Raw genomic sequence first — 21168 nt, 5'->3', positions numbered from 1 at the left:
GGAAGGAAAAAGAAGGGATAGTCCCTTCTTTTTTCACTAAATATAGAACTGAAGAGAGGGTGAATATTTTTGCGCTGGATATTACTTGCATTTTTAATCATCCCTGCCCTGGAAATAGGTGTGTTTGTCTGGGCTGGTGGAATTATTGGCCCTTGGTGGGTCGTTTTTCTTATTTTGTTAACAGGAGCTCTCGGTATCACGCTTGCCAAGTACCAGGGCATGGAAGCCTGGCGCAAGGCCCTATTACAGATAAGCAATGGCTTTAAGCCGACGAACGAAATTATGGACGGGATCTGCATCTTTATTGGAGCAGTACTGTTATTTACCCCTGGTTTTATTACTGATACTGTCGGATTTTTGTTAGTTATACCTTGGACGAGAATTCCGTTTAGAAGCTGGATTTATCGAATTATAAAAAATAGAATGGGCAAAGGAACGATCATTTTCCGTAAATGGTAATTAGCCTTTAATAAAAATCCATAACTGTTTGACAACTCCCGCCTGTTGTAATGCACTAAATAAGACCACCAGAATAGGAGCAATGATAATACCGATAAGCCCCCACAGCTGAACACAAAGAAAAACCGCAATTAATAGTGGTAACGGATGTACCCCTATGGATGATGATAACAACTTCGGCTCGAGTATTTGACGACCGACAATGATAACCATATAAAGAATGGACAAACCAATTGTCATCGAATAGTCGGCTGTAAAGAACAGGTAAATGATCCATGGAATAAAAATGATGCCCGTCCCCACATAAGGCAGTAGATCCACAGCCGAGGCAATTAGGGCAATTGTCAGGGCATGATTTATATGAAGGATCATGAGACCAATGAACATAATTATACCTGTTATTGTAATGAGGATTATTTGTGCTTTCAGAAAGCCCGATAATGCTTTTTTTAAATGATTTCCAACATTTCGTGTAGAATCACTGGCTGAAGCAGGGACCCTTTTATGAAACATGTCGCTTAAAACTGGCCAGTCCTTCGTTATAAAAAAACTTGCCAGGATAATGAAAATGACAACCGCAAACGAACCAGGCAACCATTGTAAGGCAAGAGGTATCTTTAGCAGAACCTGTTTAAGGGCAAGTGTTCCTGTGGATGCTAAATGGTTTATCATCTCCTCAATATGCTGCTGAATTAGCTTTTGCTGTTCTGGGTCAAGTGTATGCAATAAAGATGCCAGCTTATGATAAATAGGAAGAATGTGGTTCTCCAGAAAGATTTCCATGTAGGACATAAACATACTGAAATGTGCTGGAACCACATCAGCCAAATAAACAGTTCCTTGAATTAATTCAGAAACAATCAAAATGATACCGCAGACAATCATTGTAAACAATAGTATTAATGCAACAAGTGTTGCCAGGGCTCGGGGAAACTTTAACCTCTTTTCCAGTAATCGAACGAAAGGATTTATGAGCAATGAAAGAATCACTGCCAGGATCAATGGGTATATGTAAACTAGGGTGTATTGCAAAATCAGGTATATCATAAGTCCAATAACAAATACTAGAATAAACCTTAATATGGGATATAACTGTAGCTTGTACACAAATTCACCTCATTAAACGGATAAATATGTCTGTACTTATTTATTTATGAAATCCAAGGGAAAAATAGACCCCGCTGACAAGGAAATTCGTAAATTAGTAAATGGCTATTTCCTCGTAGATTGATGTAATATGGACAATTTGTGAAAAATATTGTTGATTTTAATCGCTTTCGATTCACTTTACTTTAAGAATCCATTATAATTGTTCATGGGAATGACAAACTTATATGATTTTAACGGAATGTTGAGTAAACAGATATTCCATAGATTTAGTTGTCATAAGCAACAAATTAGAAAAGGAGAGGGTTTGTTATGACTAAAACAAAAGGGCTTGAAGGGGTTGTAGCAACTCAATCGTCAATTAGTTCAATTATTGATGATCAACTTACATATGTTGGTTACCGAATTGATGATCTTGCAGAAAATTCAAGTTTTGAAGAAGTCGTATATTTATTATGGAATTTAAAACTTCCAACAAAGCAAGAATTGGATGACTTTAAAGCGGATCTGGCGGACAACATGGAATTGCCGGATGGTGTTATTGACCATTTGCATTCCTATGATTTATCTACTGTGCATCCGATGGCAGCATTACGGACGGCCGTATCACTTTTAGGATTGTATGATGATGAAGCAGATGTAATGGATGAGGCAGCCAACAAACGCAAAGCAATGCGGCTACAGGCAAAAATAGCAACAGTTGTTACCGCATTTGCCAGAATCCGTAAAGGTAAAGAGCCGGTTAAACCAAAGAAAAATTTAAGCTTTGCAGCAAATTTCCTATACATGCTCAATGGTGAGGAAGCAAATGATATCGAAGTAGAAGCAATCAATAAAGCACTCGTTTTACATGCTGACCATGAATTGAATGCATCAACCTTTACTGCACGGGTTTGTGTGGCTACACTGTCTGATATTTATTCCGGTGTAACGGCGGCAATCAGTGCACTAAAAGGACCGCTTCACGGCGGGGCAAATGAGCGCGTAATGGCAATGCTTGAAGAAATTGGCGAAGAAGACAATGCTATTCCGTATATTAAACAAAAAATAGCCAATAAGGAAAAAATCATGGGTATGGGTCACCGTGTTTATCGTAATGGGGATCCTCGTGCGAAACATTTAAAGCACATGTCAAAAGAATTAACAAAGATTACTGGTCAATCAAAATGGTATAACATGTCTGTGAAAATCGAGGATTATATCAAAGAAGAAAAAGGATTGCCAGCAAACGTGGATTTCTATTCCGCATCGGTTTATCATAGCCTTGGAATCGACAATGATCTATTTACACCTATTTTTGCGACAAGCCGTGTTTCCGGATGGTTGGCCCACATTTTGGAACAATACGATAACAACCGTCTCATCCGTCCGCGTGCGGAATATGTGGGACCACAGACACAGGAATATGTGGCCATTGAAAATCGCTAAACATTTAATCAGTCAGAAGAGATCCTGACCTGATTAGGCGGCGATTTCTCCTGACTATTACAACACACCATAAATATGCTAAAATAGAAATTGTATGACAAGATAGAGGAGGACTATACGATGGCACAAGGAGAAAAAATCAGAGTAGAAAATGGGAAAATGAATGTTCCCGATTGTCCAATCATTCCATTTATCGAAGGAGATGGAACCGGGCCAGATATCTGGGCTGCTGCCAAAAGGGTTATTGAAGCAGCCGTTGACAAGGCATATGATGGCAGCAAATCTATCGAATGGAAAGAAGTATATGCCGGACAAAAATCATATGACAAGTTCGGTGAATGGTTGCCAGATGAAACCCTTAAAACGATTGATGAATATAAAATTGCCATTAAGGGCCCGCTCACAACGCCTATCGGTGGCGGTATTCGTTCGTTAAACGTGGCATTACGCCAACAGCTTGACCTGTTTACCTGTTTACGTCCCGTTCGCTATTTTGATGGTGTACCATCACCTGTTAAGCGTCCGGAAGATGTAAATATGGTGATATTCCGGGAAAACACAGAGGATATTTATGCCGGTATTGAATGGCAAAAAGGTACACCTGAAGTGAAAAAAGTAATTGATTTCTTGCAAAAAGAAATGGATGTACATAATATCCGCTTCCCGGAAACTTCAGGTATCGGTGTAAAACCTGTATCTGAAGAAGGCACCAAGCGTCTTGTGCGGGCAAGTATTCAATATGCACTAAACGAAGGACGCAAGAGCGTAACGCTTGTTCATAAAGGAAATATTATGAAGTTTACTGAAGGCGCGTTTAAAGCATGGGGATATGAAGTTGCCGAACAGGAATTTGGCGACAAGGTATTTACATGGGCAGAGTATGATCGAATTGTTGAAAAAGATGGTAAAGATGCAGCGAATAAAGCTCAGGATGAAGCAGTGGCTGCGGGTAAAATCATTGTCAAAGATGCCATTGCCGACATCTTCTTGCAACAAATTCTGACCCGTCCGAACGAATTTGATGTAGTTGCAACTATGAACCTAAACGGTGACTATGTTTCCGACGCCCTTGCAGCACAAGTTGGCGGAATTGGTATTGCACCAGGTGCAAACATTAACTATGATACAGGACATGCGATTTTTGAAGCAACTCATGGTACGGCACCAAAATATGCCGGACTTGATAAGGTTAATCCATCTTCAGTTATTCTTTCCGGCAGCTTAATGCTTGAACATCTGGAATGGAGAGAAGCGGCGGATTTAATCGCCAAAGCAATGGATAAAACCATCGCTTCCAAGGTCGTAACTTATGACTTTGCCCGCCTGATGGATGGTGCAACCGAAGTCAAATGCTCTGAATTTGCGGATGAACTAATTAAAAATATGGATTAAATCCAAGACGGAGATGCCCGGTTGCAGTTTAACGCTAATCGGGTAATCCGTTGTTTGCTTCTAAATGGGCTACTTTTTAAAAAGATTGTTGCTTTTGAAAGAAGAACTTCTTTGGAAAACTCTGAGCGGCCCAAATACACGTAGACTCCTGCGGGACAAGTGGCCAGAATGAGACCCCGCAGCGAGGTACTTAAGGAAGGCCGACTAAAAACGGCCTTTGCGGCCAACGTCGGCATACCCCTTGCCGGGGCAAGGAGGCTCACGGGTCACCCGCGGAAAACGAAGTGTATTTGGGCCGCGGTCTAAATTACAATATTTTATACGGAAAGAGCTACGTATAGGGAGGGGATACCTATGGCTATTAAACGTAACAAAATATCTATAATTGGTTCCGGTTTCACTGGTGCAACAACTGCATTAATGCTTGCCCAAAAAGAACTTGGTGATGTTGTGCTAGTTGATATTCCCAATATGGAAGATCCTACGAAGGGAAAAGCGCTTGACATGTTTGAGGCCAGTCCCGTTCAAGGATTTGATGCAAAAATCACTGGTACATCAAACTATGAAGATACCAAAGACTCTGATCTCGTTATTATTACTGCAGGTGTAGCACGGAAACCTGGCATGAGCCGCGATGACCTGGTAAACACAAACGCAAAAATCATGAAAACTGTTTCAAAAGATGTAGCAAAATATTCACCAGATTGTTTGATTGTTGTCTTATCCAATCCGGTAGATGCAATGACTTATACCGCATTTAAAGAAACAGGCTTCCCAAAAGAACGTGTTATTGGGCAATCCGGAGTGCTGGATACGGCACGTTTTCGTTCCTTTGTCGCTGAAGAATTGAATTTGTCGGTTAAAGATATTACTGGTTTCGTCCTCGGTGGGCATGGTGATAACATGGTACCGTTAATCCGTTATTCCTACGCAGGTGGAATCCCATTAGAAAAATTAATTTCCAAAGATCGATTGGATGAAATTGTCGCACGCACCCGTACAGGCGGCGGCGAAATTGTTAACTTGTTGGGAAACGGCAGTGCCTATTATGCACCAGCTGCATCATTAACCGTGATGGCAGAAGCAATTCTCAAGAATCAACGCCGCGTCATTCCGGCAATTGCCTATCTTGAAGGGGAATATGGTTACACCGATATTTATTTTGGTGTACCAACGATCCTTGGGGCAAATGGAATTGAAAAAGTCATTGAACTGGATTTAACCAACGAAGAAAAAGCTGCGCTCGATAAATCGGCTGATTCAGTTAAAAATGTACTGGAAATTGTAAGGTAATACGAAAACAGAAGATAAAAACTTGTGGGCTGCCTTAAAATTTAGGTAGCCTTTTTGCATTAAAAAGCTATGTTAAACTGGTATAATAAAGTATAACTATAAGATGATACAGGATTAACCTATTTAATAGAGGCAGTAATCTGAACAAGGAGGTCTTTTGGTGTCAAACAAACTGGTTTTAATCGATGGAAACAGTATTATTTATCGGGCTTTTTTTGCCTTGCCACTGCTCAATAATGACAAGGGTGTATACACGAATGCAGTTTACGGTTTTACAACCATGCTATTAAAAATCTTGGATGAAGAAAAACCTACCCATATTCTTGTCGCATTTGATGCGGGCAAAACAACTTTCCGGCATGAAACGTATAAGGAGTATAAAGGTGGAAGACAAAAGACGCCACCGGAGTTGTCTGAACAGTTCCCGGTTTTAAAGGAATTGCTTGATGCGTTTCAAATTCCCCATTATCAGCTTGATCAATATGAGGCTGACGATATTATTGGGACATTATCAAAAAAAGGAAATGAAAAAGACTGGGAAGTAACGGTTATCTCCGGCGATAAAGACCTGTTACAGCTTGTTTCTGACCATATAACAGTGAATTTAACCAGAAAAGGAATTAGTGAGGTTGAATCCTATACCCCAAAATTTATGATGGAAAAAATGGAAATCAAGCCAGAACAAATAATTGATTTAAAAGCGTTGATGGGGGATAGCTCGGATAATATTCCAGGAGTTCCTGGTGTTGGGCAAAAAACTGCGACAAAATTAATCAAGCAATATCAGACGCTTGATGGTGTTTATGCTCATATGGATGAGATCAGCGGAAAAAAGCTGAAGGAAAATTTATCGAACCATAAAGATGAGGCCTTTATGAGTAAAGACCTGGTAACGATTAATCGTGATTCACCAATTGAAGTAACGGTTGATGATATTACGTACCATGGTTACGAACAGGGTAAGGTAACTGCGGTGTTTAAAGATCTTGGTTTTCAATCATTATTAAATAGAGTTTCCGGTGAATCAGGGGATGAAGAAGAAAAAGAAACATTAACGCCAATTGATTATACCATTGTTGATAAAATAAAAACCGAAATGTTTACAGGAGCGGAAGCAATGGTTGTCGAAATGCTTGGCGATAACTATCATCAGGAACCAATCGAGGGGATTGGAATTGTTAACGAACAACAAGCATATTTTGTCCCAGCCAAAGTGGCAATCGAATCAAAAGCCTTTAAAGAATGGGCGGAGGACCAATCAAAGAAAAAGTATGTATTCGATGCCAAGAAAACATTGGTTGCCTTGTTAAACCAAGGGATACACATGAAAGGTATTACATTCGATATGCTGCTGGCTTCTTATTTGTTAAACCCGGGGGAGAATCATCACGACATTCCCACGATTGGTCATCGAATGGGGCATACAACGAAGGTATTGTTTGATGAAGAAGTTTATGGCAAGGGAGCCAAGTTGAAACTTCCGGAAAGAGATGTACTTGCCGACCATGTTGTCCGAAAAACCAATCTATTGTTTCAAATGAAGGAAGATATGGAGGCGGAACTCAAAAATAACGAACAATTTTCCTTGCTACAAGAACTTGAGATGCCACTTGCACTTATTCTTGGACAAATGGAGCATACAGGGGTACGGGTGGACATTAAACGGCTGAAAGATATGGGAACTGAATTAAAACAGCGGTTGGATCAGATTGAACAGGAAGTTTATGAATTGGCGGGAGAAAAATTTAATTTAAACTCACCAAAACAACTGGGACCAATTTTGTTTGAAAAACTGGGACTGCCGGTCATCAAAAAAACAAAAACCGGTTATTCCACTGCTGCAGATGTCCTTGAGCAACTGCAGAACGAGCACGAAATCATCCCCAAACTTCTATTGTACCGACAGTTAGGGAAATTACAATCAACATACGTAGAAGGTTTGCTAAAGGTTATCGATAGGCATACCCATAAAATTCATACCAGATATAATCAGGCCTTAACCCAAACAGGACGATTAAGTTCCGTCGATCCCAACTTGCAGAATATCCCAATCCGGTTGGAAGAAGGCAGAAAAATTCGCCAGGCATTTGTTCCCGCAAATAAAGGTTGGATTATGTTTGCTGCTGATTATTCACAAATTGAATTGCGGGTACTTGCCCATATTGCCAAAGATGACAAACTGATTGATGCTTTTAAGAACAATACGGATATCCATACACAGACAGCGATGGAAGTGTTCCATGTTGGCAGAGATGCGGTTACCGCAAACATGCGGCGTCATGCCAAGGCGGTCAATTTTGGTATTGTTTATGGAATTAGTGATTATGGTCTTTCCCAAAGTTTAGGAATCACCAGGAAAGAAGCAAAACAGTTTATTGATCGTTATTTCACAAGCTATCCAAACGTTAAAAACTATATGGAAGAAATTGTTCAGGAAGCTAAGCATAAAGGGTACGTCACCACGTTAATGAAACGCAGGCGATATTTACCTGACATTACAAGCAGAAATTTTAATAAACGAAGCTTTGCCGAACGAACGGCAATGAACACACCAATTCAGGGAAGCGCGGCAGATATCATTAAAAAGGCAATGATCGATCTGCACGAAAAGTTGCTTGATGAGGGTCTGAAAGCGCGTATGCTTCTGCAGGTTCATGACGAACTTATTCTTGAAGCACCAAAAGATGAAGTAGATAAACTAAAAGAAATTGTTCCGGATGTGATGGAACACACGGTTGAATTAGATGTACCGCTAAAAGTTGATTATGAATACGGAGAAAGCTGGTTTGATGCAAAGTAAGTTATAATTAAGGGAGAAAAAGAAATATGCCAGAATTACCAGAGGTCGAAACAGTAAAAAACACTTTAAAACGTTTGGTATTGGAAAAGACGATTGATCATGTTCGTGTTTTTTGGCCAAACATCATTAAATATCCTGATGATGTGGAAGCATTTAAACATATGGTTGAGGGACAAACGATTCATGATATTAAACGAAAAGGAAAATTTCTTTTATTTCAGCTTGATGACGTTGTTCTTGTATCCCATTTACGAATGGAAGGTAAGTATAGCGTTCACCCGGAAACGGATCCGGTAAAAAAACATACACATATCATCTTCACTTTTATGGACGGGGAAGAATTACGATACAATGATGTTCGTAAATTTGGCACTATGCATGTTTTTAAAAAAGGAACGGAATTTGCCCAAAAACCACTGAATCATTTAGGTCCTGATCCATTTGATGAGAAGTTTACAACAGCGTACTTATATGAGAAATTGAAAAAAACGGAGCGTGCGATTAAAGCTGTCCTGCTTGATCAAACCGTTGTAGCTGGTTTAGGCAATATCTATGTTGATGAAACACTGTTCAGAGCAGGAATTCATCCACTAAAAAAGGCCAGTAAATTAACCAAAAAAGAAACGAAATCCGTCCAACAAGCAGCTATAACAACATTAGAACAGGCAGTGGCTCAAGGTGGAACAACTATCCGTTCCTATCTTAATGGCCAGGGAGAAATGGGAATGTTTCAGCAGGAGCTGTTTGTCTATGGTCAGGAAGATCAGGCTTGCAAAAAATGTGGGAAACCGATTATAAAAATGAAAATTGGCGGAAGGGGCACTCACCTGTGTGTCTCTTGCCAAAAAAAATAGCGGCTTAAGAGAGGAGGGATGTCCTATGGCCTTGACAATTGGTCTCACTGGAAGTATAGCCAGTGGTAAAAGTACTGTGTCACTTATGTTTGATGATTACAATATCCCCGTTATCGATGCAGATAAATTGTCCCGCGAAGTCGTTGAACCGGGGGAAAAGGCGTATGCGCAAATCATTGAAACATTTGGCACGGATGTGTTACGAGATGATAAAACAATCGATCGAAAACATTTGGGTGCCATCGTTTTTGCAGATGAAACCAAACGTAAACAGTTAAATGATATAGTCCATCCAGCGGTCCGGAAAAAAATGCTGGACATGAGGGATTCTTTAATTGACGCGGGTGCATCGTGTGTTGTGTTGGATATTCCGTTATTATTTGAAGGAAATCTTGCCCATTTTGTAGACAAAACATTAGTAGTATTTGTTGACGAATCAGTTCAGTTGGAGCGCTTGATGAATCGGGATCATTATACTGAAGAAGAGGCATGTCAACGGATTCAGTCGCAAATTCCTGTGAAAGAAAAAGCTGCTATGGCAGACGCCGTAATTAATAATAATGGAACAAAATATCAATCTTATGAACAGCTGGAAAGAATTTTGCGAGCGTGGAATGTCTTTTAAAAAGTCCGTATCCTTAGATTCGGGCTTTTTTATTTTAAAATTAATATCACATTTGGCTTGTAATGTGTTATACTAATTATAACATTAACTTGATGAGTATAACACATTAGGAGGACTATGAAGAATGAGTAAAACCCGAATTGCGATTAATGGATTTGGTCGCATTGGACGAATGGTATTTCGCCAGGCGATGAAGGATGAACAATTACATGTGGTAGCGGTCAATGCAAATTATCCTCCAGAAACACTTGCCCATTTGATTAAGTATGATAGCGTTCATGGTATTTTTGACAAAGAGGTGAAGCCGCTGGCGGATGGACTTGAGGTAGACGGAAAGAAAGTATTGCTGGTCAATGCGCGGGACCCGGAGAAACTTCCCTGGGATGAATTAATGATTGATATTGTTATCGAGGCCACGGGGAAATTTAATTCAAGGGTTGGGGCAGGGTTGCATCTAAGAGCTGGTGCAAAAAAAGTAGTCTTAACGGCGCCGGGTAAGCAAGTTGATCGGACAATTGTGATGGGGGTTAATCATGAAATGTATGATCCTGATCATGATCATATTGTGTCTAATGCTTCCTGTACAACAAATTGTCTTGCACCTGTTGTAAAAGTGCTGGATGAACAATTTGGAATTAAAAATGGGCTAATGACAACCGTCCACGCGTTTACGAATGATCAGCATAATACTGACAATCCCCATAAAGATTTGCGAAGGGCCAGGGGGTGTACCCAGTCAATTATTCCAACATCAACGGGTGCGGCAAAGGCATTGGGGGAAGTATTACCGCATTTAAGTGGCAAACTTCATGGAATGGCGTTACGGGTACCAACACCTGATGTCTCACTTGTTGATCTGGTAGTTGATGTCTACCAGCCGGTTACAGCTGAGGAAGTAAACCGTAAATTCATGGAAGCCGCAGACCATGAATTGACAGGTATTATTCACTATAGTTGTGAACCGCTTGTTTCTGTTGATTATACAACAACGGATTATTCTGCAATTATTGATGGATTATCAACAATGGTAATGGAAGATAATAAAATCAAGGTATTGGCCTGGTATGATAATGAATGGGGCTATTCACACCGGGTAATCGATTTGACTAAATATGTCGGACAGTATATGCATCAGAAACAAATGAAAATTTCATAACTATTTGGGAGATAACCAACAGTGGGCAGATCATGGTAAAGAGTCTTGATCTGCCCACTTTAATTTTAAATGGACCGAGATAGTGAAAATCTAAAAAACATGTTAAAATAAAGGAAATAAAGCATAGAGAAACGCATGATTAATTTTTCCAGGTGGGGAGTAGAGTGTCTGTTAAACATGTAATAGCGAAATATTTTAGCAAGCATGCGGAAACTAGTGAGGATCACTGGGATAGCGGATTACAAACACATTATTATAAAACAACCAAAGATAAAGGATTACAAGCTTTAGAAACGTTTTTTAATCAGTCAGATATCTATCAGGTAAATTCAATTTCCGAGCAACATGGAGAAATAAGTGTCAATGTGATAAAAGGACGGAAAGCATTTATCATAGCAACAATTATTATGGTAAGGCCCTATCGAACGGCGATTGATTTTACAGTAACTACAGAATCAATCCTGCCATCTGATTTTGCCTATAGTTCAAAGTTAATCCGGCGATTGTATCATGAGTTTGATAAAATATTTACATTGATTGATTAATGCCGGAATTACTTAACCTAAATGAACGGAGCGAAAAGAATGCGGTGTTCAAATTGTCAGAGTAAGAGTACAAAGGTGCTTGATTCCAGGCCAATAGAGGAAGGCCATGCCATAAGAAGACGCAGGGAATGTGAACGATGCGGGTACAGATTTACCACATTTGAGCGGATTGAAGAGGTTCCTCTGATTGTAGTGAAAAAGGATGGGGCAAGACAGGAATTTAATCGTGATAAACTTGTACGTGGTCTCATAAAGGCATGTGAAAAACGACCTGTTCCACTAGGGAAAATTGAGGAAATTGCACTGGATGTTGAAAAAGATCTTCGTGACAGTGGGAGTTCAGAAATCCCTAGTGATCAAATTGGTGAAAAGGTAATGGATCGCTTATCAACAGTCGATGAAGTTGCTTATGTACGATTTGCTTCCGTTTATCGCCAGTTTAAAGATATTAGTGTGTTTTTAGACGAACTCAAAGACCTGATCAATACAGATAAACAGTGAAGTGAATCATGCATGATAGGTTAGGTTTAACGTTTTTGGGTAGGAGTGTGAGATGGATGGATGCTTTTGGCAAAATGCTGCCGATCGAAGGATATATCGTTGTACAAAAAGGGAGTTTGCCGGAGGGTTACGTAAAATCACTAACCCATTTGTATCAGCCGCTCATCGGATTAACGGCGGTGATGTTGTATCAAACGCTCCTGGATGAGATAGAGCTGCAACAAGATCAGCAGCCGCAGACCCATCATACATTAATGAATTATATGGATTTGCCGATGGACGAGATTTATCGGGCCAGGCTGAAGCTCGAGGGGATCGGCTTATTGAAAACCTTTAAACAACAGGCGCTTCAAAACGATTATTATACATATGTCCTCCTGGAACCTTTTGCGCCAAGTGACTTTTTTAAAGATGATATGTTAACACAGCTGCTATACCATCACTTGGGAGAAGATAAGTTTGCCGCATTGAAAGATCATTATTGTGTTCCTTCCCGGCAACCGGATGGTAAGGACATTACTGCCGGATTTCAGGAGGTTTTCCAAACATTTCAGCCACATCCAGACACATCGGATCCTGTTGAAACGCTATTGGAAAGGCAAGATCATTTGCCTGATTTTACTTGGATGAAACAAATGCTTGGTAAGCGAATGATTCCTGCAGATGAAGTATTAACAGCTGATAACCGAAAATTAATTTCACAAATGATGAAACTGTATGATTTGACAGAACATGAGATCGAAAAAGCTGTGATGTGGGCATTGACAGAGGAAAACAGGTTGGATACTGATGAGTTCAAACAGGCTTGCCACGATTTGTTTCAAGCTGTGCATCAGGAATCAGTTGTCAAATTAACGGATCGGCTGGCGTATCAGAAGCAGAAACAAAAAACAGCGGTGAATGCGAACCCGGTTACAAAAGAAGAGCAGCTGATTCATGAATTGGAATCCATCTCGCCAAAGCAATTGTTGGAGGATTTATCAAGTGGTAATCATGCATCAGGCCAGGATTTGAAAATCATTCGGGATATTATGACAACCCAGGGTCTGCCGTCACCGGTAATGAATGTACTGATCCACTATGTATTGCTACAATCAAATATGAAATTATCAAAGGCTTATATGGAGAAAATTGCCAGTCATTGGTCCCGTGCCAATTTACAAACGGCAAGAGAAGCAATGGAATTTGCCAAAAAGGAAAAAGCTAAATATCAAAAAGGATATGCAAACAACAAAAATCGACGGCCTGCTTCCAAAGAGGTTGTACCTGATTGGTTTAAACAGCGCAAGAATAAACAAACGAAAAACAATACGCAAACGGAACATACGGAAACCGAGGAAGAGAAAGAAGAGTTTGAAGCATTATTACGCGAATTCACAAGTAAAAATAGTCACTTGCAAGGATGATTTCTATGGAACCAATCAAATCTACATTAAAAAAATGGATGCAGGATAATAAAAATTTTCAAGAAAATTATACGGCGATGAAACAGGAAGTTCTTCATGATCCGGAAATCAGTCAGTTTCTCGCTTTAAATCCACAATTGACCCAGGCTGAAATTGATAAAAACCTGATGAAATTATATGAGTATAAAACACAATCAAAGCAGTGTGACAAATGTCATTCATTTGGTCAATGCATCAATATGATTCAAGGATATTCGCCAATCCTTAAAACGGACCAAAATGAAATTCATCTGACCTATGAAAAATGCCACAACCGGATTGCATATGAGAAGCAAAAAAAACAGGAAAAACTGATCAGAAGTTTGTATATGCCAAAAGATATCTTACATGCGAGCTTTGACAACGTGGATATCGATGATAAAAGAAGGAAGGTTTTTCGTGATTTAATGTTGTTTGTGAAGCAGGCTCAAACGGCCATTCCGGCTAAGGGACTTTACTTATCGGGACCATTTGGCATCGGTAAAACTTATTTGCTTGGCGCGATGGCTAATGAATTAAAAAAACTAAACATTTCCTCTATGCTTATTTATATGCCGGAGTTTGTCAGAGAAATGAAAGGTTCCATTAAAGATGATTCTATCAATGATAAGATAGATTATTTTAAACATGCGGATGTCCTCATGCTTGATGATATTGGGGCGGAAACACAATCAGCCTGGTTCCGGGATGAAATTTTGGGATCGATCCTGCAATACCGTATGATGGAACGCTTGCCGGTCTTCTTTACGTCGAATTACAGTCTGGAACAGTTGGAAGGTCAATTGGCATTTTCAAATCGCGGTGGGGTCGAACAGGTAAAAGCGGGCAGAATCATCGAACGAATCAAGCAAGTAAGTACAGAAGTCACGATGAGCGGAGAAAATCGGCGTGACCAATGAACATATTTATATAAAAGTGGAGTAGAAAGCTTTTCGTGCTAAGGGATTACTATTGTTACTAGTTTATTCGGATTACACATTTTTTCATGCCTTTGTCCATATAATGTAACAGTTTGGTCTTGGATGAGGGTGATGTTGTTTGCTGGAAGTTTATTTTAGTTCGGATAAGGAAGTAATCAGTTTTTGCGAGTATTTGTTTCATTATAACAAGCAAATTGAATTGCGTTGGAAAACTAATAAGAATTGGGGGAATCAATTACAACTGCAATATCAGGTTCCTGGCAATGAACCATTGGAAACGATTGCCAAAGCTATGGCGGATGTCTTTATTATTCATCGGTTGACGAATATGATCAAGCATATTATTGAAGATTATTATTATTATTCAAATACGGATGAAATGGCCCGGATTCTGGATTTGACGCATTGGATTTTTTCTGGTGAAGATGATGATAGCCAGCAGGTACGTAAGAATAAGGATCCAGAGCAGCTCTTGCAATCATTATTTATTGCCAATATAAAAAATACGACATCGATCCATTATGATTCTATTGTTCAGTTTCGTTTAAAAGCCTTTAAAGATCAATTGGTCCAATATGTGGGACTGGCAATCGACGAGTTTAAACGGGAAGAGGACCATCAGTCATTTGTCAACATGCTTCGTGAATATATAGCCAAAAAAGATACAACTTATGATGTAATTCATGTATTGCAGGGGACCCCTTTTTCCTTTTTTAAAGACAATGGAAAGCCGTTTTCCGCGATGGAGTTACGGACACTGATGCAAAAAGAGCCTCTCTATATTCTCGGGCTTGATGAGGATGAGTCGAATCTGGCGCCTCTGATTGCCATGGCGCCAAAAAAAATCAAAATTTATGGGGATCACCCATCGGAACCAAAAACGCTAACTGTAATTAATGTTTTCGAGGAAAAAGTGGAGTTTAAACCATATAAACAATTCCCGTTTACATTTTATCTAAAAAAGTGACATATAAAGACTTGATTTTTCTATCATGAACCGCTATAATACGACTTATATCATTCATATGAACAAGTTTTGATAAGGACAAGATCATTTGTTTATTGTATACCAAGAGATGGAAGTCATCGGCTGAAAGCTTCCATATACAACCAGATGATTACCGCCTTTGAGCTCTGTTATTGAACGTATCAAGTAGATAGCAGCGTTTAATCTGCGTTAACGATTTAAAGCCGTATTTTTTACGGGAAATAGGGTGGAACCACGTGACCAACGCTCGTCCCTTTGCTTACAGATGCAGAGGGGTGGGCGTTTTTTAGTTCTAAATAACAATAGATAAATTATGAAAAGGAGCGATCACCATGGCAGCGGACATTGCAATCATTTTTCCGGATGGAGCTGAAAAAGCGTTTCCGGCCGGGACAACCGGTGAAGATATCGCGGCTTCTATTTCTCCGGGATTAAAAAAACAAGCATTAGCAATTAAATTAGATGGTAAACTGTATGATTTAAAACGGGAATTACCTAAAGGTGGAGCCATTGAAATTATTACGTATAAAAGTAAAGAAGGCATCGAGGTTGAACGGCATTCGACTGCACATTTGATGGCTCAGGCGATTAAACGGTTATATAAACATGTTAACTTTGGTGTTGGACCGGTGATTGAAGAAGGTTTCTATTATGATATGGATATGGAGCATACCATTACCCCGGAAGATCTGCCAAGGATTGAAAAGGAAATGCGCAAGATTGTTGATGAGAACCTGGAAATAGAACGGATTGAAGTAACTCGTGACAAAGCAAAGGAAATGTTTCAGGATGACGAACTGAAACTTGAATTAATCGACGCTATTCCTGAGGATGAACAGGTGACAATCTACCGGCAAGGTGAATTCTATGATCTCTGCCGTGGTGTCCATGTGCCATCAACAAGCAAGATCAAGGCATTTAAATTGTTGAGTATCTCTGGTGCGTATTGGCGTGGTGACAGTAATAACAAACAGTTGCAGCGAATTTATGGTACAGCGTTTGAAAAGCAAAGCCAGGTCGACGAATACTTGCGGATTTTGGAGGAACGTAAGGAACGTGATCACCGGAAACTTGGTAAGGAACTGGGTATTTTCACCATCTCACAAAAAGTTGGCCAGGGGTTGCCGATGTGGCTGCCAAAAGGGGCAACGATTCGCCGGACAATCGAACGCTATATTGTTGACATTGAGGAACGGCTGGGCTATGACCACGTCTATACACCGGTACTAGGCAGCCTTGATTTATACAAAACCAGTGGACACTTGGATCATTACCAAGATGACATGTTTCCGGTAATGGAAATGGATAATGAGGATTTGGTGTTGCGACCAATGAACTGTCCGCACCATATGATGGTTTATAAAAATCAATTATACAGCTATCGTAATCTGCCGGTCCGGATTGCAGAACTCGGGATGATGCACCGTTATGAAATGTCCGGTGCGCTGGCGGGACTACAGCGGGTTCGGGCCATGACATTGAATGATGCACATATCTTTGCCCGACCGGATCAGTTGAAGAACGAATTTATCCGTGTCGTCGAACTTGTTCAGAAAGTATATGAAGATTTCGGAATAAAGGATTATTATTTCCGCTTATCATACCGCGATCCTGAAGATAAAGAGAAGTACATCGACAATGATGAAATGTGGGAAAAAGCTCAGTCGATGCTGAGAGAAACGATGGAAGAAATGGGTGTTAAGTATGTTGAGGCAATTGGTGAGGCTGCGTTTTATGGTCCCAAACTTGATGTACAAGTAAAAACAGCCATTGGAAAAGACGAAACATTGTCCACCGTTCAGATTGATTACCAATTGCCTGAACGTTTTGATCTGACATATATTGGTGAAGATGGCAAGGAACATCGTCCTGTTGTTATCCACCGTGGTGTTGTATCAACAATGGAACGCTTTGTTGCCTTCTTATTGGAAGAATATAAAGGCGCATTTCCAACATGGCTGGCACCAGTACAAGCCATGGTAATTCCGGTAGCACCGCAAGCCCATTTGGATTATGCCAAACGGGTAGAAGATAAACTTAGACTGGAAGGTGTACGCGTCGAAGTGGATGAGCGTGACGAAAAGATCGGCTATAAAATCCGTGGAGCGCAAACACAAAAAATACCTTTTGCATTAGTTGTCGGTGATAATGAAATGAATGACAATGCTGTTAATGTCCGTCGATATGGAGAAAAACAATCAGAAACCATGTCATTCGAAGCATTTAAACAATTAATTACAACGGAAATCGTCGAGAAAACATTGTGATACGAACAATCCCATGTTAATTTCAGGCTGTGGGGACAAATCCTGTATTTGACATATATACAGTTTGATGTTATTCTATATAAGCTGAATTTAATGATCGAAAGACAAGTAGGAGCACCCGCTTCTCACCTGTTCGACGCAAGTGATTGCTGTTGACTGGTTCCATATATTCCTGATAGACTATTTGGAGACGTGTGGGTGCATCTGTGTACCGACACGTTTTTTATGCGAAAATAACTTGTCAACGATTAAAGCGTTCAAAGGGGAACAATGGACTTTTGAACATCTTAAAAATATTTTGGAGGTGGCTGGCTATTAGCAAAGATATGAATGTCAATGAAAAAATTCGTGCCCGGGAAGTACGTTTAATTGATTCAAATGGTGATCAGCTTGGAGTGAAATCGCGCAATGAAGCACTGGATATTGCGGCAAAACGAAACCTTGATTTGGTATTGGTTGCTCCGAATGCAAAACCACCTGTTTGCCGAATTATGGACTTCGGTAAATATCGTTTTGAACAGCAAAAGAAAGAAAAAGAGGCACGCAAAAAGCAAAAAGTTATTAATGTAAAAGAAGTTCGCTTTACACCGGGAATTGGTGATCATGATTTTAATACTAAATTAAAAAATGCTCGTAAATTCCTTGAAAAAGGGGACAAAGTTAAAGCATCGGTTCGCTTTCGTGGTCGTGCGATTACCCACAAGGAGCTGGGTCAGGAAGTATTGAACCGTTTAGCTGAAGAAGTGAAAGATATTTCTACAGTGGAGTCCAAAGCAAAAATGGAAGGACGCAATATGTTTATTATGCTTGCTCCAACGAACGAGAAAAAATAATTGCAGGAGGAAATTACTATGCCTAAAATGAAAACTCATAAAGGGACACAAAAACGTTTCAAACGAACTGGTTCCGGGAAACTGAAACGTTCACATGCATATACGAGTCATATGTTTGCACACAAATCACAAAAACAAAAACGTAAATTACGTAAATCCGCACTTGTAGCATCTGGTGACTATAAGCGTATTAATCCAATGCTTCCATATAAATAAGTTGCAGATTGTATGAAACCAGGATATTAAGTCAATTGTATTAGGAGGGAATTATTATGCCACGTGTAAAAGGTGGAACAGTTACGCGCAGACGTCGTAAACGCGTATTGAAATTAGCTAAAGGTTATTATGGTTCGAAACGGACTTTATTTAAAACAGCAAAACAGCAAGTAATGAAATCGGGTCAGTATGCTTATCGTGACCGCAGACAAAAGAAACGGGAATTCCGTAAACTTTGGATTGCACGGATTAATGCCGCTGCACGGATGAACGATCTTTCTTACAACAAATTAATGCACGGTTTAAAAGTAGCCGGAATTGAAGTGAATCGGAAAATGTTATCAGATCTCGCAATTAATGACGAACAAGCATTTACCCAACTGGCTGACAAAGCAAAAGCAGCTTTAAAATAGGTTTTATAAAATGACTGTCCTTTGGATATTAAAGGGTGGTCATTTTTTATTTAATGAAATTCATTCTTCGCCCTTCCAAGTTAGGTGTTTACCAATCAATTATTTGTCTATTTACTTGTTATTGTCATAAAGGCTCGTCTATTGTCATATACATGTACTACTCGTTATGGAAAAAGATTGCCGAAATGACAACGCAGAGGAGGACATCTATGGAATTGTTTGGTAATTACCTCATGACGATCATCGAAATGGGAGGACTATTTGCACCATTATTATTTATCACGGTTCATTTATTACGGCCGTTATTCTTTCTTCCCGTTGTTTTTATCTGTGTTTCCGGTGGGATTATATTCGGAACTGTGGAGGGGACCTTTTATTCCCTTATCGGTATTACATTATCAAGTTTGGCTTTTTATGGTATTATACGTTTTATGCCCAAAAACCTTGATCGGCTGACAAATTTGCAACAAAAACTGATTGGCAAGCATGCTGATTTTACAACTTCACAAATCGCTATATTACGACTTGTACCATTTATTCATTTTCACCTCTTATCTCTTTGTTTGATTCAAATTACAGCAGGTTTTAAGGATTACGCTAGATCATCATTGCTATCAAATATACCACTTGCATTCGTCTATACGTCTGTTGGTCAATGGATATCAAACCTCTCTCCTTTCTATGTATCCATATGTTTAATTGCCTTATTACCCCTCATTTATTTATTAAGACGAAAGGAAATTGTGATTAAATGGCGGGATTTTTTCCAAGTGAGCACATAAATGATGCCCATCTATAAAAGGTGGGCATCATTTAGTCTGTGGGGCTGATAAGCAGTTGATTGATTGGGTGTTTCCACTCAATCTGGGCATAAGGATAGCGTATTAATAGTTCCTTTTCCAAAAAGTACAAGTCATCTCTTGTTAATCCACGTAGATCAAGGGGCTCTGGAACGGTGACTTGTATCGTAACCACTTCAAATGCCTGATCCGTGGTTCCCAAATATTTCTCCCCTTCGAACAGACAGCCTTTATACACGAATTGCAAGTTTTTTTTACTGTTTTGTTCATCATCCAGCAGGAAAAACTCTTTTTGTTGTTTGGCGATTTGTATTTTCCTTCGTGGATTCCGCAAATATTGCAATAGTGTATATATCAAAAAAACCAGCGCAATCAAGATCAGTACACGAAATAAAAACACTATCATCATTAACCGTCTCCCCAAAAGAGTGTGTTCAAAAGGAGGATAAAGGGGCATGTCATTTTTACCGGACTTTTTGAACATCCTCTAACGTATTATCCCCTAATACGGATGAGAATTCATTTGGGTTTCATTTTATTCGTGATACAATCAAGGTAATAAGGAGTGAAGCAAAAATGGACTGGAATAGATTATTTGTTATGCAGGAAAAATTGGACCAATATATTGAAAACAATCAGGGCATAACAGGCAAGGATTTATTTTCGGAAAAGGTACTCGCCCTTCTCGTAGAAATCGGCGAATTGGCCAATGAAACACGCTGTTTCAAGTTTTGGAGTAAAAAGCCTAAAAGTGATAAAGAGATTATTTTAGCTGAGTATGTTGACGGTTTGCATTTTATGATGTCGTTGGGGCTTGATAGTGGATATCAATATGAAACACAACCAATTGAACCGGTCATGAATACGGAAACCGAGCAATTTAACCTTGTGTTTGAAGCATGCGTATTGTTTAACCAAGATCCGTCTTTGGCCAATTATCACCATATGTTTGTCACTTATTTACAGCTTGGAAAGAAATTAGGTTTTGACGAAGAGGACATATATGATGCCTACATAGAGAAAAATGGGATTAACTATGAACGGCAGGATCATGGCTATTAATTATTTGGTAATCTTAAATTGATACCGTTATAATAAAGTTGGATTGATAAAGGAGGATATGGAT

The 21168-nt window shown here is 39.5% G+C and carries 21 protein-coding genes and 2 other annotated features; of the genes, 19 read left to right on the top strand and 2 right to left on the bottom strand.

Going from position 1 to position 21168, the window contains the following annotated elements; translation table 11 throughout:
* Window positions 1-69: 69 nt before the first annotated feature.
* The gene (locus ABRT01_RS04810; protein ID WP_367746409.1) at window positions 70-459 is read left to right on the top strand and encodes an FxsA family protein; all 390 of its coding nucleotides are present in this window, start codon (window positions 70-72) and stop codon (window positions 457-459) included.
* Here ABRT01_RS04810 and ytvI read toward each other — a convergent pair whose 3' ends face one another.
* Window positions 460-1566 carry a sporulation integral membrane protein YtvI gene (gene ytvI, locus ABRT01_RS04805; protein WP_269412009.1) on the bottom strand — a complete coding sequence of 369 codons (1107 nt, stop codon included), beginning with the start codon at window positions 1564-1566 and terminating at the stop codon, window positions 460-462.
* A 312-nt stretch (window positions 1567-1878) separates the two neighbouring features.
* Here ytvI and citZ point away from each other — a divergent pair, with 312 nt between their 5' ends.
* From citZ to ABRT01_RS04720, 17 genes are all read left to right on the top strand, one after another.
* Window positions 1879-2994, top strand: a complete 1116-nt coding sequence (gene citZ, locus ABRT01_RS04800) for a citrate synthase (RefSeq protein ID WP_269412010.1) — start codon at window positions 1879-1881, stop codon at window positions 2992-2994.
* A 120-nt stretch (window positions 2995-3114) separates the two neighbouring features.
* The gene (icd, locus tag ABRT01_RS04795) at window positions 3115-4386 is read left to right on the top strand and encodes an NADP-dependent isocitrate dehydrogenase (RefSeq protein WP_367746408.1); all 1272 of its coding nucleotides are present in this window, start codon (window positions 3115-3117) and stop codon (window positions 4384-4386) included.
* 354 nt (window positions 4387-4740) lie between these two features.
* Window positions 4741-5679 carry a malate dehydrogenase gene (gene mdh, locus ABRT01_RS04790; RefSeq protein ID WP_367746407.1) on the top strand — a complete coding sequence of 313 codons (939 nt, stop codon included), beginning with the start codon at window positions 4741-4743 and terminating at the stop codon, window positions 5677-5679.
* A 160-nt stretch (window positions 5680-5839) separates the two neighbouring features.
* Complete coding sequence (gene polA, locus ABRT01_RS04785) at window positions 5840-8479, top strand: DNA polymerase I (protein ID WP_367746406.1); 2640 nt, start codon at window positions 5840-5842, stop codon at window positions 8477-8479.
* Between the two features lie 26 nt (window positions 8480-8505).
* The gene (gene mutM, locus ABRT01_RS04780; protein ID WP_269412014.1) at window positions 8506-9333 is read left to right on the top strand and encodes a DNA-formamidopyrimidine glycosylase; all 828 of its coding nucleotides are present in this window, start codon (window positions 8506-8508) and stop codon (window positions 9331-9333) included.
* A 25-nt stretch (window positions 9334-9358) separates the two neighbouring features.
* Window positions 9359-9958 (top strand): dephospho-CoA kinase, encoded by a 600-nt coding sequence (gene coaE, locus ABRT01_RS04775; RefSeq protein WP_269412015.1) that lies wholly within the window; start codon window positions 9359-9361, stop codon window positions 9956-9958.
* 124 nt (window positions 9959-10082) lie between these two features.
* A complete protein-coding gene (locus ABRT01_RS04770) occupies window positions 10083-11114 on the top strand; it encodes a glyceraldehyde-3-phosphate dehydrogenase (RefSeq protein WP_269412016.1) in 1032 nt (343 codons plus the stop codon).
* Window positions 11115-11278: 164 nt separating this feature from the next.
* Window positions 11279-11659 carry a cytosolic protein gene (locus ABRT01_RS04765; RefSeq protein WP_269412017.1) on the top strand — a complete coding sequence of 127 codons (381 nt, stop codon included), beginning with the start codon at window positions 11279-11281 and terminating at the stop codon, window positions 11657-11659.
* Window positions 11660-11698: 39 nt separating this feature from the next.
* Entirely contained in the window at window positions 11699-12160 is a 462-nt protein-coding gene (gene nrdR / locus ABRT01_RS04760; RefSeq protein WP_269412018.1) for a transcriptional regulator NrdR, read from the top strand.
* 56 nt (window positions 12161-12216) lie between these two features.
* Window positions 12217-13566 (top strand): replication initiation and membrane attachment family protein, encoded by a 1350-nt coding sequence (locus tag ABRT01_RS04755; RefSeq protein ID WP_269412019.1) that lies wholly within the window; start codon window positions 12217-12219, stop codon window positions 13564-13566.
* Between the two features lie 5 nt (window positions 13567-13571).
* Complete coding sequence (dnaI, locus tag ABRT01_RS04750) at window positions 13572-14504, top strand: primosomal protein DnaI (RefSeq protein WP_269412020.1); 933 nt, start codon at window positions 13572-13574, stop codon at window positions 14502-14504.
* A gap of 139 nt (window positions 14505-14643) precedes the next feature.
* A complete protein-coding gene (gene ytxC / locus ABRT01_RS04745; protein ID WP_269412021.1) occupies window positions 14644-15492 on the top strand; it encodes a putative sporulation protein YtxC in 849 nt (282 codons plus the stop codon).
* Between the two features lie 60 nt (window positions 15493-15552).
* Window positions 15553-15771 (top strand) — a binding site (T-box leader).
* 74 nt (window positions 15772-15845) lie between these two features.
* A complete protein-coding gene (thrS, locus tag ABRT01_RS04740) occupies window positions 15846-17780 on the top strand; it encodes a threonine--tRNA ligase (RefSeq protein ID WP_269412022.1) in 1935 nt (644 codons plus the stop codon).
* Window positions 17781-17880: 100 nt separating this feature from the next.
* Window positions 17881-18010 (top strand) — a sequence feature (ribosomal protein L20 leader region).
* 96 nt (window positions 18011-18106) lie between these two features.
* Entirely contained in the window at window positions 18107-18613 is a 507-nt protein-coding gene (infC, locus tag ABRT01_RS04735) for a translation initiation factor IF-3 (protein WP_269412509.1), read from the top strand.
* 18 nt (window positions 18614-18631) lie between these two features.
* Complete coding sequence (rpmI, locus tag ABRT01_RS04730) at window positions 18632-18829, top strand: 50S ribosomal protein L35 (protein WP_269412023.1); 198 nt, start codon at window positions 18632-18634, stop codon at window positions 18827-18829.
* 56 nt (window positions 18830-18885) lie between these two features.
* Window positions 18886-19242, top strand: coding sequence for a 50S ribosomal protein L20 (gene rplT, locus ABRT01_RS04725; protein WP_269412024.1), 357 nt, complete (start codon window positions 18886-18888; stop codon window positions 19240-19242).
* 209 nt (window positions 19243-19451) lie between these two features.
* The gene (locus ABRT01_RS04720; RefSeq protein ID WP_269412025.1) at window positions 19452-20024 is read left to right on the top strand and encodes a TVP38/TMEM64 family protein; all 573 of its coding nucleotides are present in this window, start codon (window positions 19452-19454) and stop codon (window positions 20022-20024) included.
* A 31-nt stretch (window positions 20025-20055) separates the two neighbouring features.
* Here the strand turns inward: ABRT01_RS04720 and ABRT01_RS04715 are convergent, their stop codons facing one another.
* Window positions 20056-20448 carry a sigma-w pathway protein ysdB gene (locus ABRT01_RS04715; RefSeq protein WP_269412510.1) on the bottom strand — a complete coding sequence of 131 codons (393 nt, stop codon included), beginning with the start codon at window positions 20446-20448 and terminating at the stop codon, window positions 20056-20058.
* A gap of 170 nt (window positions 20449-20618) precedes the next feature.
* On the opposite strand from ABRT01_RS04715, the gene ABRT01_RS04710 reads away from it, so the two are divergent.
* A complete protein-coding gene (locus ABRT01_RS04710) occupies window positions 20619-21104 on the top strand; it encodes a dUTP diphosphatase (RefSeq protein WP_269412026.1) in 486 nt (161 codons plus the stop codon).
* Window positions 21105-21168 lie beyond the last annotated feature (64 nt).

Source organism: Lentibacillus sp. L22, from assembly GCF_040812445.1.
Taxonomy (GTDB): domain Bacteria; phylum Bacillota; class Bacilli; order Bacillales; family Amphibacillaceae; genus Lentibacillus_C; species Lentibacillus_C daqui.
The sequence above is the reverse complement of the archived record's forward strand: the minus strand, read 5'-3'. Positions and strand labels throughout refer to the sequence as shown.